Raw genomic sequence first — 13,925 nt, 5'->3', positions numbered from 1 at the left:
CGAGGCGATGGTTGCCGCCGCACCGGCGGAGGATTGGAGCGGTTGGCGGCGCTGGGGCGATTCGGACAGCGTCGATTTCCCCTCGGTCATCGGCAGCGGTTATGCGCGCAGCGACGCGCCGGGCAAGGCGCGGGTCGCGCTGGAGGTGCGACCGCAGCACATGAACCGCTTTGGCAATATGCACGGCGGTTTTGCCGCAGGCTTTGCCGATCACGCCTATTTCATCGCGCTCTGGGCGATGGGGCGTGAGGATCAGATGGCTGCGCTCACCATTGACCTGTCGATGCAATATCTGGGCCTGGGCAAGCGCGGTCTGACGATGATCGCCGATGTCGAACTGCTCAAGGAAACGGGCAAGATGCTGTTCCTGCGCATGACGATCGCGCAGGGCGATGGCCTGATCGCGGCCTCTACCGCTACATTGCGCAAGGTCATTGTGGCCAAGTGACAGGTGTGGTTACCCGATATGAGGCGCTGATCGCGGCTGGCGAATTGCGCGCCGATCCCGATCAGCGCGCGGCGGCGTTGCGACTCGACACTTTGCAGCAGCAATTGGAGGCGGTTCCCGCACGCGGTTCGACGCTGTGGAAGCTGCTGCGCAAAATGCCTGAGCCGCCGCGCGGCCTCTACATGTGGGGTGGGGTCGGTCGCGGCAAGTCGATGCTGATGGACCTGTTCTTCGACACGGTGAAGATCCAGCGCAAGAAGCGCGCGCATTTCCATGAATTCATGCTCGACGTCCATGCGCGGCTGGCGGAAGCCCGCAAGTCGGAGAAGGGCGATCCGATCCCGCCGGTCGTGGAGTCGCTGGCCGATGAAGCGCGCTTGCTCTGCTTTGACGAAATGGTCGTCAATAATATGGCTGATGCCGCGATCATGTCCCGTCTGTTTACCGGACTGCTGGAAAAGCGGGTGACGATCGTCACGACGTCCAACCGCGAACCCGATGAACTTTACAAAAATGGACTTAACCGTCAGCTTTTCCTGCCCTTCATCGACCTGATCAAGGATCGTCTGGACGTCCTGACGCTGAACGGCCCGACCGACTATCGCCGCGACCGGCTGGGCGACGCGACCTTATGGCACTGCCCCAATGGCGATGCGGCGACGGTCGCGCTCAGCACAGCATTTTTCCGCCTGACCGATTATCCCCCGTCAGACCGCGCCCATGTGCCCTCGGAGGACATAAAGGTGCAGGGCGGGCGGACGCTCCATGTGCCAAAGAGCCTGAAGGGCGTGGCGGTCTTTTCGTTCAAGCGGTTGTGCGCGGAGGCGCGCGGCGCGCCCGACTATCTGGCGATCGCCCGGAAATATCATACGGTGATCATCGTCGGCATCCCGGTCCTGGGGCCGGAGAAGCGCAATGAGGCCGCGCGCTTCGTGACGCTGATCGACTCGCTCTACGAGTATAAGGTGAAGTTGCTGGCGTCGGCGGACGCGGAACCGGCGCGGCTCTACCCGGAGGGAGACGGCGCGTTCGAATTTGAACGGACGGTATCGCGACTGATGGAAATGCAGTCGGACGATTATCTGGCGCTGGGCCACGGTCCCAAATAGGTACCGCAGCGGGCACGGCCCGCCGTGTGCTGCCGTCATCATGACGCAATCTTCTTGCTGAAAACGGGGAAAAACAGACCGGATGCTCTCCGTCGGGAAAGCATCCGGCAGGATACCGCTGCAGGGACAGCTCGACGGCCAGGGTGGGAGCCGGGAGCGACAGGGTGTTGCTGCTCTTATCGCAATTGCGAATGAGTTGCAAAGATAATTTGCGCTTACGGCCTTTGTTAGTTGAAACCCCTGCATTATCGGCTTAAGCGGGCCATCAATTCCAGAGTTTACGTCTTGGAGGATGACAGACATATGGCCCGTAACAAGATCGCGCTCATCGGCGCTGGTAACATTGGCGGCACGCTCGCGCATCTCGCGGCCCTGAAGGGGCTGGGCGATATCGTCCTGTTCGACGTCGTGGAAGGCGTGCCCCAGGGCAAGGCGCTCGACCTGTCCCAGTGCGCATCGGTCGAAGGCTTCGACGCCAAGATCACCGGCAGCAACGATTATGCCGATATTGCTGGCGCCGATGTCATCATCGTGACCGCCGGTGTCGCGCGCAAGCCGGGCATGAGCCGCGACGACCTGCTGGGCATCAACCTGAAAGTCATGAAGGCGGTGGGCGAAGGCATTGCCGCCAACGCGCCCGACGCCTTCGTCATCTGCATCACCAACCCGCTCGACGCGATGGTTTGGGCGCTGCGCGAATTTTCGGGCCTGCCGCACAACAAGGTCGTCGGCATGGCCGGCGTGCTGGACAGCTCGCGCTTCAACCACTTCCTGGCCGAAGAATTCAACGTGTCGGCCAAGGACGTCACCAGCTTCGTGCTGGGCGGCCATGGCGATACCATGGTGCCGGTGATCGAATATTCGACCGTTGCGGGCATCCCCGTGCCTGACCTCATCAAGCAGGGCCGCTCCACCCAGGAGCGTATCGACGCCATCGTTCAGCGCACCCGTTCGGGCGGCGGCGAAATCGTCGCGCTGCTCAAGACCGGCTCTGCCTTCTACGCGCCCGCCACCAGCGCGATCGCGATGGCGGAATCCTATCTGGGCGACAAGAAGCGCCTGCTGCCCTGCGCGGCCAACCTGACCGGCCAATATGGCGTCGACAATCTCTATGTCGGCGTGCCTGTCATCATCGGCAAGGATGGTGTCGAGCAGGTCATCGAAATCGAACTCAACGACGAAGCCAAAGCCAATCTTCAGGTTTCGGTCGACGCCGTCAAGGAACTGCTGGAAGCGTGCAAGGGTATTGATCCCTCGCTCGCCTGACACTTCAGAGCTGCACCATCCCGTTTCAGGTAAGTGCGCAGCCTGGAACGGGATGCATTCGACCAAGTGCCACGTCCACAGAATGTAAAGGGACACGCATGTCCATTCTGGTGAACAAGAACACCAAGGTCATCACCCAGGGGATGACCGGTGCCACCGGCACCTTCCACACCGAACAGGCGCTCGCCTATGGCACCCAGATGGTTGCCGGGGTCACGCCGGGCAAAGGTGGTTCGACCCATATCGGCCTGCCCATGTTCGACACGGTGCTGGAAGCCAAGACCAAGACCGGCGCGGATGCGTCGGTCGTTTACGTGCCGCCGCCATTTGCGGCCGATTCGATCCTGGAAGCGATCGACGCGGAAATTCCGCTGATCATCTGCATCACCGAAGGCATCCCCGTCCTCGACATGGTCCGCGTGAAGCGCGCACTGTCGGGCAGCAAGTCGCGCCTGATCGGCCCGAACTGCCCCGGCGTGCTGACCCCCAATGAATGCAAGATCGGCATCATGCCCGGCAGCATTTTCAAGGCGGGCAGCGTCGGCGTCGTGTCGCGTTCGGGCACCTTGACCTATGAAGCGGTGTTCCAGACGTCGAACGCTGGCCTGGGTCAGACCACGGCGGTCGGCATTGGCGGCGATCCGGTCAATGGCACCAACTTCATCGACGTGCTGGAACTGTTCCTGGCCGACGGCGCCACCGAATCGATCATCATGATCGGTGAAATCGGCGGTGACGCGGAAGAGCAGGCGGCGCAGTTCCTGATCGACGAAGCCAAGAAGGGCCGCAAGAAGCCGATGGCTGGCTTCATCGCCGGTCGCACGGCCCCTCCGGGCCGTCGCATGGGCCACGCTGGCGCGATCGTGTCGGGTGGCAAGGGCGACGCGGAAAGCAAGATCGCCGCGATGGAAGCGGCGGGCATCAAGGTTGCGGCCAGCCCGTCCGAACTGGGCACGACCCTGCTGGAAGTGCTGAAGGGCTGATCAGGCCTGTAAGGCGGTCGGGCTGCACCCCGGCCGTCCTTTGCCCGACCGCGACTGCACGCGGCACGGATGGGATATGATGATGGGTTACGAAAACCAGGATTTTGAAGTCGAGCAAGGTCCAAGCTGGGCGCGACCCAACTGGCCGCTGGCGGATACGGACGACCTGACTGGGGCGATGGACCCGACCCAGATGCAGGTGGCCGTAAAGGCCGCCGCCAAGTCTGCGGGCAAGTCTGTGTCGGACGCCGACATAGCGCAGGCGGCAGAGGACGCCATTCGCGCGCAGATGTTGATCCGCACCTATCGCGTGCGCGGTCATCTCGCCGCCAATCTCGATCCGCTTGGGCTGACCCAGCGCGACTTGCCGGCCGATCTGACGCCGGAATATCATGGCCTGACCGATCCGGCGAAAAAGATATTCCTGGGCGGCACGCTGGGCCTGCAATTTGCGACCGTGACCGAAATCGTCGCGATCCTGCGCGCCAATTATTGCGGCAATGTCGGCCTGGAATATATGCACATCGCCGATGTGGAGGAACGCCGTTTCCTTCAGGAGCGGATGGAAGGCAAGGACAAGGAAATCATCTTCACGCCAGAGGGCAAGAAGGCGATCCTGGCCAAGGTCATCCAGGGCGAACAATATGAAAAGTTCCTGGGCCGCAAATATGTCGGGACCAAGCGCTTTGGTCTGGACGGCGGCGAATCGATGATTCCCGCGCTCGAAGCGGTCATCAAATATGGCGGCCAGTCGGGCATCCGTGAAATCGTCTATGGAATGGCCCATCGTGGCCGCCTGAACGTGCTGGCCAATGTGATGGCCAAGGGCTTTCGCGTTATCTTCCACGAATTTTCCGGTGGCACCGCGAACCCGGAAGATGTCGGTGGTTCGGGCGACGTCAAATATCATCTGGGCACATCGACCGACCGCGAATTTGACGGGGTCAAGGTCCACATGTCGCTGGTCCCCAACCCCTCGCACCTGGAAACCGTCGATCCGGTGGTGCTCGGCAAGGTGCGTGCGCAGCAGACGTTCCGCGACGATCTGGCCAAGCATGAGCAGGTTTTGCCGGTGCTCATCCATGGCGACGCGGCCTTTGCGGGTCAGGGTATCGTCTGGGAATGTCTCGGCTTTTCCGGGGTTGCGGGTTACAATACCGGCGGCTGCATCCATTTCATCGTCAACAATCAGGTCGGTTTCACCACCAGCCCGCAATTTTCGCGCGGCTCGCCCTATCCGTCCGACGTGGCGAAGGGTGTGCAGGCGCCGATCCTGCATGTGAATGGCGACGATCCCGAAGCGGTGACTTTCGCCTGCAAGCTGGCGGTCGAATATCGCCAGACCTTCCATCGCGACATCGTGATCGACATGTGGTGCTATCGCCGCTTCGGCCATAATGAAGGCGACGAACCCTCGTTCACCCAGCCGCTGATGTATGCGAAGATCCGCCAGCATCCGCCGGTCAGTGAAGTCTACGCCACTCGCCTGAAGGCGCAGGGCGTGGTCGACGATGATTATGTCACCAAGACGACGGGCGACTTCGTCAACCATCTGGAAGACGAGTTCGAGGCGTCCAAAAGCTATAAGGCCAACAAGGCCGACTGGTTTGCGGGTCGCTGGTCGGGACTGCACAAGCCAGCCGATGCTGAAACCGCGCGCCAGAGCGTTGAATCGGCGATCAGCCCCAAGCTGTTCGACAGCCTGGGCAAGACGCTGACCACCGTGCCGCAGGGCCACACCGTCCACAAGACGCTTCAGCGCGTGCTGGATGCCAAGGCGGAGATGTTCAAGTCAGGCGCGAATTTCGACTGGGCGACGGGCGAGGCGCTGGCCTTCGGCTCGCTCCTGTCGGAAGGCTATGGCGTGCGATTGTCGGGACAGGATTCCGGTCGTGGCACGTTCAGCCAGCGCCACTCGGTCTGGGTCGACCAGAATACCGAGAAGAAATATATCCCGCTGTCGACCGTGCCCCATGGCCGGTTCGAGGTGCTGGATAGCCCCTTGTCCGAATATGGCGTGCTGGGCTTTGAATATGGCTATGCGCTGGCCGACCCCAAGAGCCTGGTGCTGTGGGAAGCGCAGTTTGGCGACTTCGCCAATGGCGCGCAGATCATCTTCGACCAGTATATCGCATCGTCGGAAACCAAATGGCTGCGCTCCAACGGGCTCGTCTGCCTGTTGCCGCATGGCTATGAAGGGCAGGGGCCGGAACATAGTTCGGCGCGTCTGGAGCGCTTCCTGCAACTGTGTGCGGAAGGCAATATCCAGGTCGCCAACATCACGACGCCAGCCAATTATTTCCATGTCCTGCGTCGCCAGATGTTGCGCCCGTTCCGCAAGCCGTTGATCATCATGACGCCCAAGTCGCTGCTGCGGCACAAGCTGGCGGTAAGTCAGGCGCAGGACTTCCAGGGCGATACGCACTTCATGCGCATCCTTTCGGATACCAACCCGGCGCCGGACGCGGAAACGGAGCGTCTGGTCCTGTGTTCGGGCAAGGTCGCCTATGACCTGATTGAGGCGCGCGATGCGGCGGGTGACAAGAATACCCAGATCGTGCGTATCGAACAGCTCTATCCCTTCCCGACCGATGCGCTGGCCATCCGTATCAAGCGGATGACCAATCTGACGGAAGTGATCTGGTGCCAGGAAGAACCGCGCAACAATGGTGCATGGTTCCATGTGGAGCCTTATATCGAGGAAGCGCTGGCGAGTGCCGGCAAGGCGCCGATGCGCGCCCGCTATGCCGGTCGCAAGGCATCGGCGTCGCCCGCCACGGGCCTCGCCAAGCGCCATGTCGCCGAACAGGGCGCCCTCGTCGCCGATGCGCTGGGTCACAGCGTTCGTGAAGAAATCCGTCGCCAGAAGAAAGGCTGAACAAGCTCATGGCCACCGAAGTCAAAGTCCCTACTCTGGGCGAATCCGTTACCGAAGCAACCGTGGGCCAGTGGCTCAAAAAGCCCGGTGAAGCCGTCGCGCTCGATGAGCCTATCGTCAGCCTGGAAACCGACAAGGTCGCGGTCGACGTGCCCGCGCCGGTCGCAGGCACTCTGGGCGACATCATCGCCAAGGAAGGCGAGACGGTGAATGTCGGCGCATTGCTGGCGCTGATCAATGAAGGCGCGGCTGCTGCTGCCGCGCCTGCCGCTGCGCCCGCCGCCAAGGCGGAGGCCGCCGCGCCTGCACCGGCCGCTTCGGCCCCTGCACCTGCTGCATCGGACGATGAGGAGGGCGGCAATCTGACCCTGTCGCCCGCCGTGCGCCGTCTGGTGCTGGAGCATGGGCTGGACCCCAGCAAGATCAAGGGCACCGGCAAGGATGGCCGCCTGACCAAGGATGATGTGACGGCGGCTGTAGCGGCTGGCACGGCGAAGGCGGCGGCCGCGACGGCGGCGGATTCGGCCCCTGCGGCTGCGGCACCGGCGTCCGGTCCCGGTCGCGCGCAGGAACGGGTCAAGATGACCCGCCTGCGCCAGACCGTCGCCAAGCGCCTGAAGGAAGCGCAGAATAATGCCGCGCTGCTGACCACTTTCAACGATGTCGACATGAGTGCGGTGATCGAGGCGCGGGCCAAGTATAAGGACCTGTTCGAAAAGAAGCATGGCGTCCGTCTGGGCTTCATGGGCTTCTTCACCAAGGCCGTCTGCATGGCGCTGAAGGACATTCCGGGCGTCAACGCGCAGATCGAGGGCGACGAGATCGTCTATAACGATTTCTGCGACATTTCGGTCGCGGTGTCGGCGCCGACCGGTCTGGTCGTTCCGGTCATCCGCAACGCCGAAAGCATGAGCGTGGCGACGATCGAAAAGACGATTGGCGACTTTGGCCGCAAGGCGAAGGAAGGCAAGCTGACTATGGAAGATATGAAGGGCGGCACCTTCACCATCTCCAATGGCGGCGTGTTCGGCAGCCTGATGTCCACCCCGATCATCAACCCGCCCCAGTCGGCAGTGCTTGGCCTCCACCGCATCGAGGATCGTCCAGTGGTGCGCGATGGTCAGGTCGTGGTGCGTCCGATGATGTATCTGGCGCTGTCCTATGACCATCGTCTGATCGACGGTCGCGAGGCGGTGACCTTCCTGGTCGCGGTAAAGAATGCGATTGAAGATCCGACCCGTCTGCTGATCGACCTGTAAGGCTTATTTCCCACGTGCTCCTGCGAACGCAGGAGCCCAGGGCGGAGAAATGCAACGAAAGCGGGATATGTCTATCTGATGGCCGGCCGACGCAATGGCACCCTCTATCTGGGTGTTACAAGCGATTTGGCTGGCCGGGCATATCAGCATCGAAACGCTTTGGTTGAAGGCTTTACGAAGCGACATGGCTGCACCATGTTGGTGTGGTTTGAGGCATATGATGAGTTGCAGGAAGCGAGGCTTCGCGAACTGCAGATGAAGAAATGGAAGCGCGCCTGGAAGATCGAGTTGATCGAACGGGAAAATCCGCAGTGGCGGGATTTGTTCGAGACGCTGTTCTGACGACGCCCTGGGTTCCTGCGTTCGCAGGAACACTATGAGGAAGAAGAACGATGGCCGAGTATGATTATGACGTTCTGGTGATCGGCGCTGGCCCAGGCGGCTATGTGGCCGCGATCCGGGCGGCGCAGCTGGGCCTGAAGGTCGCGTGCGCGGAAAGCCGTGAGACGCTGGGCGGCACCTGCCTTAATGTGGGCTGCATCCCGTCCAAGGCATTGCTTCATGCGTCGGAACTCTATGACGAAGCGGCCAACGGCACGCTCGCCAAGCTGGGCGTCAAGATCGACAAGATGAGCCTCGACCTGTCGACCATGCAGGGGCAGCGGGTCGACGCGGTCAAGGGTCTGACCGGCGGCATCGAATTTCTGTTCAAGAAGAACAAGGTGACCTGGCTCAAGGGGCTGGCGAGCTTCACCGGCGCAAACACGGTTACAGTGGGCGGCGAAACGGTGACGGCGAAGAATATCGTTATCGCCACCGGATCGTCGGTCATGCCGCTGCCGGGTGTCGAGGTGGACAATGCCGGCGGCCAGATCGTCGATTCGACCGGTGCGCTGGAACTGGACAAGGTGCCGGGGCATCTGGTCGTTGTCGGCGGCGGCGTCATCGGCCTGGAACTGGGCAGCGTGTGGCGTCGGCTGGGGTCCAAGGTCACGGTCGTGGAATATCTGGACCAGATCCTGCCCGGCATGGACGGCGAAATCCGCAAGGAAGCCAACAAGATCTTCAAGAAGCAGGGCTTCGAATATCGGCTCGGCACCAAGGTGACCGGCGCGAAGGCGGGCAAGAAGGGCGTGACCCTGACCGTCGAGCCTGCTGCGGGCGGCGCGGCCGAAACGATCGAGGCGGATGTGGTTCTGGTGTCGATCGGCCGTCGCCCCAATACGGATGGACTGGGCCTCGACAAGATCGGGCTGGAACTGAACAAGCGCGGCCAGATCGAAACCGATCATGAATTCGCCACCAAGGTGCCCGGCGTCTGGGCGATCGGCGACGTGATCCCCGGCCCCATGCTGGCCCACAAGGCCGAGGATGAGGGCATTGCCGTTGCCGAGAATATCGCGGGCCTGACCGGCATCGTGAACCATGACCTGATCCCCGGTGTCGTGTACACCAAGCCTGAAATTGCAGGCGTCGGCTTGACCGAGGAACAGGCCAAGGAAAAGGGCCCGATCAAGGTCGGCAAATTCCCGATGATGGCCAACAGCCGCGCCAAGACCAATCATGAACCGGACGGCTTCGTGAAGGTCATTGCCGACGCTGAGACCGATAAGGTGCTCGGCGTGTGGATCATCGCCGTACCGGCAGGCACCATGATCGCGCAGGTCGTGCAGGCGATGGAATTTGGCGCATCGAGCGAGGATATCGCCTATACCTGCCACGCCCATCCGACGCATAGCGAGGCGATCAAGGAAGCGGCGATGGCGGTGACCGGCAAGCCGATCCATATGTGATTGCACAGCAGATCAGGACAAAGAAGGGCCTCCGGTTTCGGGGGCCTTTTTTGTTGGTGATTATGCCCATTGCAAACTCGCTACCCAAATCCTCCCCTTTAAGGGGAGGGGGACCGGCGAAGCCGGTGGAGGGGTGTCATGCTATCGAGAGGGCGACACCCCTCCGTCTGGCCTACGGCCATCCACCTCCCCTAGCAGGGGAGGATTTTATGTTTGACGGCCGTGGTCAGAAATCAGGTCGCTTCTTCGCCTGAAACGCAGCCACGCCCTCGGCAAAATCGGGCAGGGTGAAGGCGTCGCGGAACATCGCCAGCGTCACCTCGTCATCATCGGCCTGACCGTCCAATATGCGACGGATAATCGCCTTGGACGCGCGCACGCTGTGCTGCGCATTGGCGGCGATGGTGCGGGCCAAAGCCGTTGCGGCGGCCAAGGGATCGACGGCGATCTCGTCGATCAGGCCGATGGCGAGGGCATCGTTCGCGCCGTGCAGCGCGCCGGTGAAAAGGATGCGTCTGGCACGCGCCGGTCCCACCAGATCGACCAGCAATTTGGTGTCGAACAGCGAATAGACGATGCCGAGTTTCGCGGGCGTGATGCCCAGCCGGGCGGTAGGGGCGGCGATGCGCAGGTCGCAGGCGATGGCGAGGCCACAACCGCCGCCAACACAATCGCCGTCAATGGCCGCGATCACCGGCTTTGGCGCATGGGCGAGCGCATATTGGCTGGCGCGGATGGCGGCCTGATTGGCTATGCGCCAGGCTTCGTCGATGCTGTGCCGGGCAAATTCGCCGATGTCCGCCCCGGCGCAGAAAATGCCGGGCGTGGCGGAGCCGAGGATCAGGACGCGGACGGCGTCGTCGGCCATCGCCTGCGCCACCAGCACGGGCAGCTCTTCCCACATCGCCTGCGTCATGGCGTTACGACGCGCCGGGCGGTCAATCAGCAGGCGGGCGATGGTCCCGTCCCGCTCCAGCCGCAAGCTCATGTGGGCCAGCTTTGCAGGAGGGGAACGAGATCGTCGAAATGGTCGATGACGGCGTCGGCCGCCAGATCCTCGACCGGGCCGTCGAGGAAACCGAAGCTGACCGCGACGCTGGGGATGCCCGCATTGCGCGCGCCCGCTATGTCGTTGATCGTGTCGCCGATGAAGATTGTCCGGCCACCACCCGCGCGCTCGATCATGGCGCGGATGGGGGCGGGATCGGGCTTGGCGACGCCCACCGTGTCGCCGCCCACGATGCTGGCGAAACGCGGCGTCAGGCCAAGCTGATCGATCAACGGGATGGTGAAGCGCTCTGCCTTGTTGGTGCAGATGGCCAGCTTGACGCCTGCCGCGGCCAGCGCGTCCATCGCGGCGATCAGGCCGGGATAGGGGACGGAACGGGCGCTGAGATTATCCTGATAATAGTCGAGCAGGACGGGCAGCAGCCGGGCGAGCGTCGCGTCGTCATAGCCGCCCGAAGCGTCGAGCGCGCGTTCGAGCATGACCTTCGCGCCCTTGCCGACAAAGGGGCGGATGGCCTCCACCGGGAAAGGCGGTCGGTCGATCGTCGCGATGGCGTGGTTGACGGCGGCGGCAAGGTCGCCGCTCGTGTCGATCAACGTGCCGTCCAGGTCGAAACCAACAATATCGAAATTTATGTTTGCCATGGCCGCGCCATGCCGCGAGCGCGGTGGCAAAGGCAAGCCAAACATGGCAGAGCCGAAGGCCACAGACCCATTTTCGAGGGACAGAGATATCGTGACCGCCAGCCGTCCAGTCGCCCGCCCATTGGCCGTCATCATCCTGGCCGCCGGGCAGGGCACACGCATGAAATCGTCGTTGCACAAGGTGTTGCACCCGGTTGCGGGACGCCCGATGCTGCTGCACCTGCTGGCGAGCGTCGCGGCGCTGGAGCCGGAGCGGCAGGTCGTGGTGGTCGGCGCTGGTCGGGAGCAGGTCGAGGCAGCGGTGGCGGGCACCGGCGCGGTGATTGCGGTGCAGGACCAGCAGCTGGGCACCGGCCATGCCGTTGCACAGGCGCATGATGCGCTGGCCGGATTCGCGGGCGATGTGTTGATCCTCTATGGCGACGTACCGCTCGTGAGCGGAGCGACGATGCGGGCGATGCTCGATCGGTTGAACCGGGGGGACGATCCGCGCGCGGTCGTGCTGGGGTTCCGACCGGACGACGCTGCCGCCTATGGCCGGATCATTGCCGATGGGCAGGGTATCATCGGGAAGATGGTGGAATATAAGGACGCCAGTGAGGCCGAACGGGCAGTCACTTTGTGCAATAGCGGGCTGATGGCGGTGCGATCGACCGATCTCTTCGTCCTGCTGGACCAGATCGGTAACGATAATGCCGCTGGCGAATATTATCTGCCCGACATCATCATGCTGCCCGGTGCGCCCAGTGCGGTGATCGAGACGGACGCGTGGGAAGTGGCGGGCGTCAACAGCCGGGTCGAACTGGCGGGCGTGGAGGCGATGTGGCAGGCGCGCCGCCGGGTAGAGGCGATGCGCGAAGGAGCGACGCTGGTGGCGCCGGAGACAGTGTTCTTCGCCCATGACACGATATTGGGCCGCGACGTGGTGGTGGAACCGAACGTCGTGTTCGGGCCGGGCGTGCGGGTGGCGGACGGGGTGGTCATCCACGCTTTTTCCCATCTGGAAGGGGCCAGCATTGAAAGCGGCGCGGTTGTCGGACCCTATGCACGGCTGCGGCCCGGTGCGCAGATCGGCGTCAAGGCCAAGGTCGGCAATTTCGTCGAGATCAAGAAGGCCGTGCTGGGCGAAGGAGCCAAGGTCAATCACCTGTCCTATATTGGCGATGCCAGCGTGGGTGCGGGGGCCAATATCGGCGCGGGGACGATCACCTGCAACTATGATGGGTTCTTCAAATATAAGACCGAGATCGGCGCGGGCGCCTTTGTCGGGTCGAACAGCGCGCTGGTCGCGCCGGTGACGATCGGCGATGGCGCGATCGTGGCGGCGGGAAGCGTGGTGACGCGGAATGTGGAGGCCGACGCGCTGTGTCTGGTCCGACCCGCGCAGGAGGCAAAGCCGGGCTGGGCCAAGCGGTTTCGTGCGCGGATGATGGCAAAGAAGGCGGCGAAGTGAGAAAAGGCTGCGTGCTCCCGCGCAGGCGGGAGCCTAGATCGGAGCGTGGGACTGGGCTCCCGCCTGCGCGGGAGCACGTTGTGGGATGAAGCTGGTCCAGCGGCATCCCCGGTTGGCGGGACTGGTCTGTACGCTGATCCTGATTCTGGCAGGGGCTAGCTGGCTGATCCGGAACGCCAGCGCCATGCCACAGGTTCGGCTGGCCGAGATTGCGCTGCCCTTCCCGGCCGACGCGGCGCGCGATCCTGTTACCGTCGCGCTGCTGACCGATACGCATATGTCCGGGCCGGACAACAGCCCGGCGCGGATGGCGCGGATCGTGGCGCAGATCAACGCGCTGCGCCCGGATCTTATCCTGCTGGGCGGTGACTATATTGGCGATGACAAAGGCGGGGCGACCTATGACGCGCGGGCAAGCATCGCGCCACTCGCCGGGCTGCGCGCGCCGCTGGGCGTGGTGGCGGTGCTGGGCAATCATGACAGCCGCAGCGCATTGAACCGCGTTGCGTTGAGCAGTCGGGACTGGGTGGTGGCTTTCTCGCGGATCGGCATCACCCTGTTGCAGGATGGCGTGGTGCGGCGCGGGCCGCTGGTGATCGGCGGGCTGAAGGATATTTATACGCGAAAGCCCGACCTGCCCGATACGATGACAGCGATGGCGCGAATGGGTGGCGCGCGGCTGATCCTGTCGCACGGGCCGGATGTGTTTCCCGCTCTGCCGAACACGCCGTCGTTGACACTGGTGGGGCACACCCATTGCGGGCAGGTGGCTTTGCCCTTTGCCGGGATCGTCTATGTGCCGTCGAAATATGGGACGCGCTATGGCTGCGGCCTGTATCGCGACGGGGCCAAGACGATGATCGTCGCGGCCGGGATCGGCACCAGCGGATTGCCGTTCCGGTTGCTCGCCCCGCCCGACATCTGGCTGATCACGATAAAGCCGACACCGAACTGAACATATTAAACTGAACGCCCCCCACCTTGACGGGAGTGGCCATTGCCGTGACACGCAATACTAACGATTATCCGGCACAGACGCCGGGCATCCGCGTCCCTTATCAACTCTGAAAGGCTCCCCCGGCT

12 protein-coding genes are annotated in these 13,925 nt (G+C 62.9%); 10 read left to right on the top strand and 2 right to left on the bottom strand.

Annotated features, from left to right (window positions below; all coding sequences use genetic code 11):
- Window positions 1-7 precede the first annotated feature (7 nt).
- The 8 genes from CJD35_RS01620 (at window position 8) to lpdA (ending at window position 9,736) form a co-directional block, all read left to right on the top strand.
- Window positions 8-448, top strand: coding sequence for a PaaI family thioesterase (locus CJD35_RS01620; protein ID WP_017182651.1), 441 nt, complete (start codon window positions 8-10; stop codon window positions 446-448).
- Window positions 445-1,557 (top strand): cell division protein ZapE, encoded by a 1,113-nt coding sequence (gene zapE, locus CJD35_RS01615; protein WP_026002303.1) that lies wholly within the window; start codon window positions 445-447, stop codon window positions 1,555-1,557. Before CJD35_RS01620 ends, zapE begins: the two co-directional genes overlap by 4 nt.
- 303 nt (window positions 1,558-1,860) lie before the next feature.
- On the top strand, window positions 1,861-2,823 hold the full coding sequence (mdh, locus tag CJD35_RS01610; RefSeq protein ID WP_017182653.1) for a malate dehydrogenase: 963 nt from the start codon (window positions 1,861-1,863) through the stop codon (window positions 2,821-2,823).
- A gap of 98 nt (window positions 2,824-2,921) precedes the next feature.
- On the top strand, window positions 2,922-3,806 hold the full coding sequence (gene sucD, locus CJD35_RS01605) for a succinate--CoA ligase subunit alpha (RefSeq protein WP_017182654.1): 885 nt from the start codon (window positions 2,922-2,924) through the stop codon (window positions 3,804-3,806).
- An 82-nt stretch (window positions 3,807-3,888) separates the two neighbouring features.
- Window positions 3,889-6,684, top strand: coding sequence for a 2-oxoglutarate dehydrogenase E1 component (locus tag CJD35_RS01600; RefSeq protein WP_026002304.1), 2,796 nt, complete (start codon window positions 3,889-3,891; stop codon window positions 6,682-6,684).
- Window positions 6,685-6,692: 8 nt separating this feature from the next.
- The gene (odhB, locus tag CJD35_RS01595) at window positions 6,693-7,943 is read left to right on the top strand and encodes a 2-oxoglutarate dehydrogenase complex dihydrolipoyllysine-residue succinyltransferase (protein WP_017182656.1); all 1,251 of its coding nucleotides are present in this window, start codon (window positions 6,693-6,695) and stop codon (window positions 7,941-7,943) included.
- 78 nt (window positions 7,944-8,021) lie between these two features.
- Window positions 8,022-8,285 carry a GIY-YIG nuclease family protein gene (locus CJD35_RS01590; protein WP_095686745.1) on the top strand — a complete coding sequence of 88 codons (264 nt, stop codon included), beginning with the start codon at window positions 8,022-8,024 and terminating at the stop codon, window positions 8,283-8,285.
- A 50-nt stretch (window positions 8,286-8,335) separates the two neighbouring features.
- Window positions 8,336-9,736 carry a dihydrolipoyl dehydrogenase gene (gene lpdA, locus CJD35_RS01585; RefSeq protein WP_017182658.1) on the top strand — a complete coding sequence of 467 codons (1,401 nt, stop codon included), beginning with the start codon at window positions 8,336-8,338 and terminating at the stop codon, window positions 9,734-9,736.
- Between the two features lie 226 nt (window positions 9,737-9,962).
- Here the strand turns inward: lpdA and CJD35_RS01580 are convergent, their stop codons facing one another.
- Window positions 9,963-10,724, bottom strand: coding sequence for an enoyl-CoA hydratase/isomerase family protein (locus CJD35_RS01580; protein WP_017182782.1), 762 nt, complete (start codon window positions 10,722-10,724; stop codon window positions 9,963-9,965).
- Window positions 10,721-11,389 (bottom strand): phosphoglycolate phosphatase, encoded by a 669-nt coding sequence (gph, locus tag CJD35_RS01575; protein ID WP_017182783.1) that lies wholly within the window; start codon window positions 11,387-11,389, stop codon window positions 10,721-10,723. Before gph ends, CJD35_RS01580 begins: the two co-directional genes overlap by 4 nt.
- Window positions 11,390-11,549: 160 nt before the next feature.
- On the opposite strand from gph, the gene glmU reads away from it, so the two are divergent.
- Window positions 11,550-12,842, top strand: coding sequence for a bifunctional UDP-N-acetylglucosamine diphosphorylase/glucosamine-1-phosphate N-acetyltransferase GlmU (gene glmU / locus CJD35_RS01570; RefSeq protein ID WP_026002323.1), 1,293 nt, complete (start codon window positions 11,550-11,552; stop codon window positions 12,840-12,842).
- 85 nt (window positions 12,843-12,927) lie between these two features.
- Window positions 12,928-13,797 (top strand): metallophosphoesterase, encoded by an 870-nt coding sequence (locus CJD35_RS01565; RefSeq protein ID WP_095686743.1) that lies wholly within the window; start codon window positions 12,928-12,930, stop codon window positions 13,795-13,797.
- The last annotated feature ends 128 nt before the right edge of the window (window positions 13,798-13,925 follow it).

Origin of the sequence: Sphingobium xenophagum (assembly GCF_002288285.1) — a bacterium.
Lineage (GTDB): Bacteria > Pseudomonadota > Alphaproteobacteria > Sphingomonadales > Sphingomonadaceae > Sphingobium > Sphingobium xenophagum.
This window is presented reverse-complemented; position numbering and strand designations above follow the sequence as displayed.

Coding starts and splice junctions, on each gene's coding strand:
- CJD35_RS01590 (WP_095686745.1), top strand. CDS start 8,022: ATGGCCGGCCGACGCAATGGCACCCTCTATCTGGGTGTTACAAGCGAT.
- mdh (WP_017182653.1), top strand. CDS start 1,861: ATGGCCCGTAACAAGATCGCGCTCATCGGCGCTGGTAACATTGGCGGC.
- gph (WP_017182783.1), bottom strand. CDS start 11,389: ATGGCAAACATAAATTTCGATATTGTTGGTTTCGACCTGGACGGCACG.
- CJD35_RS01620 (WP_017182651.1), top strand. CDS start 8: ATGGTTGCCGCCGCACCGGCGGAGGATTGGAGCGGTTGGCGGCGCTGG.
- glmU (WP_026002323.1), top strand. CDS start 11,550: ATGAAATCGTCGTTGCACAAGGTGTTGCACCCGGTTGCGGGACGCCCG.
- CJD35_RS01600 (WP_026002304.1), top strand. CDS start 3,889: ATGGGTTACGAAAACCAGGATTTTGAAGTCGAGCAAGGTCCAAGCTGG.
- sucD (WP_017182654.1), top strand. CDS start 2,922: ATGTCCATTCTGGTGAACAAGAACACCAAGGTCATCACCCAGGGGATG.
- CJD35_RS01565 (WP_095686743.1), top strand. CDS start 12,928: ATGAAGCTGGTCCAGCGGCATCCCCGGTTGGCGGGACTGGTCTGTACG.
- odhB (WP_017182656.1), top strand. CDS start 6,693: ATGGCCACCGAAGTCAAAGTCCCTACTCTGGGCGAATCCGTTACCGAA.
- lpdA (WP_017182658.1), top strand. CDS start 8,336: ATGGCCGAGTATGATTATGACGTTCTGGTGATCGGCGCTGGCCCAGGC.
- CJD35_RS01580 (WP_017182782.1), bottom strand. CDS start 10,724: ATGAGCTTGCGGCTGGAGCGGGACGGGACCATCGCCCGCCTGCTGATT.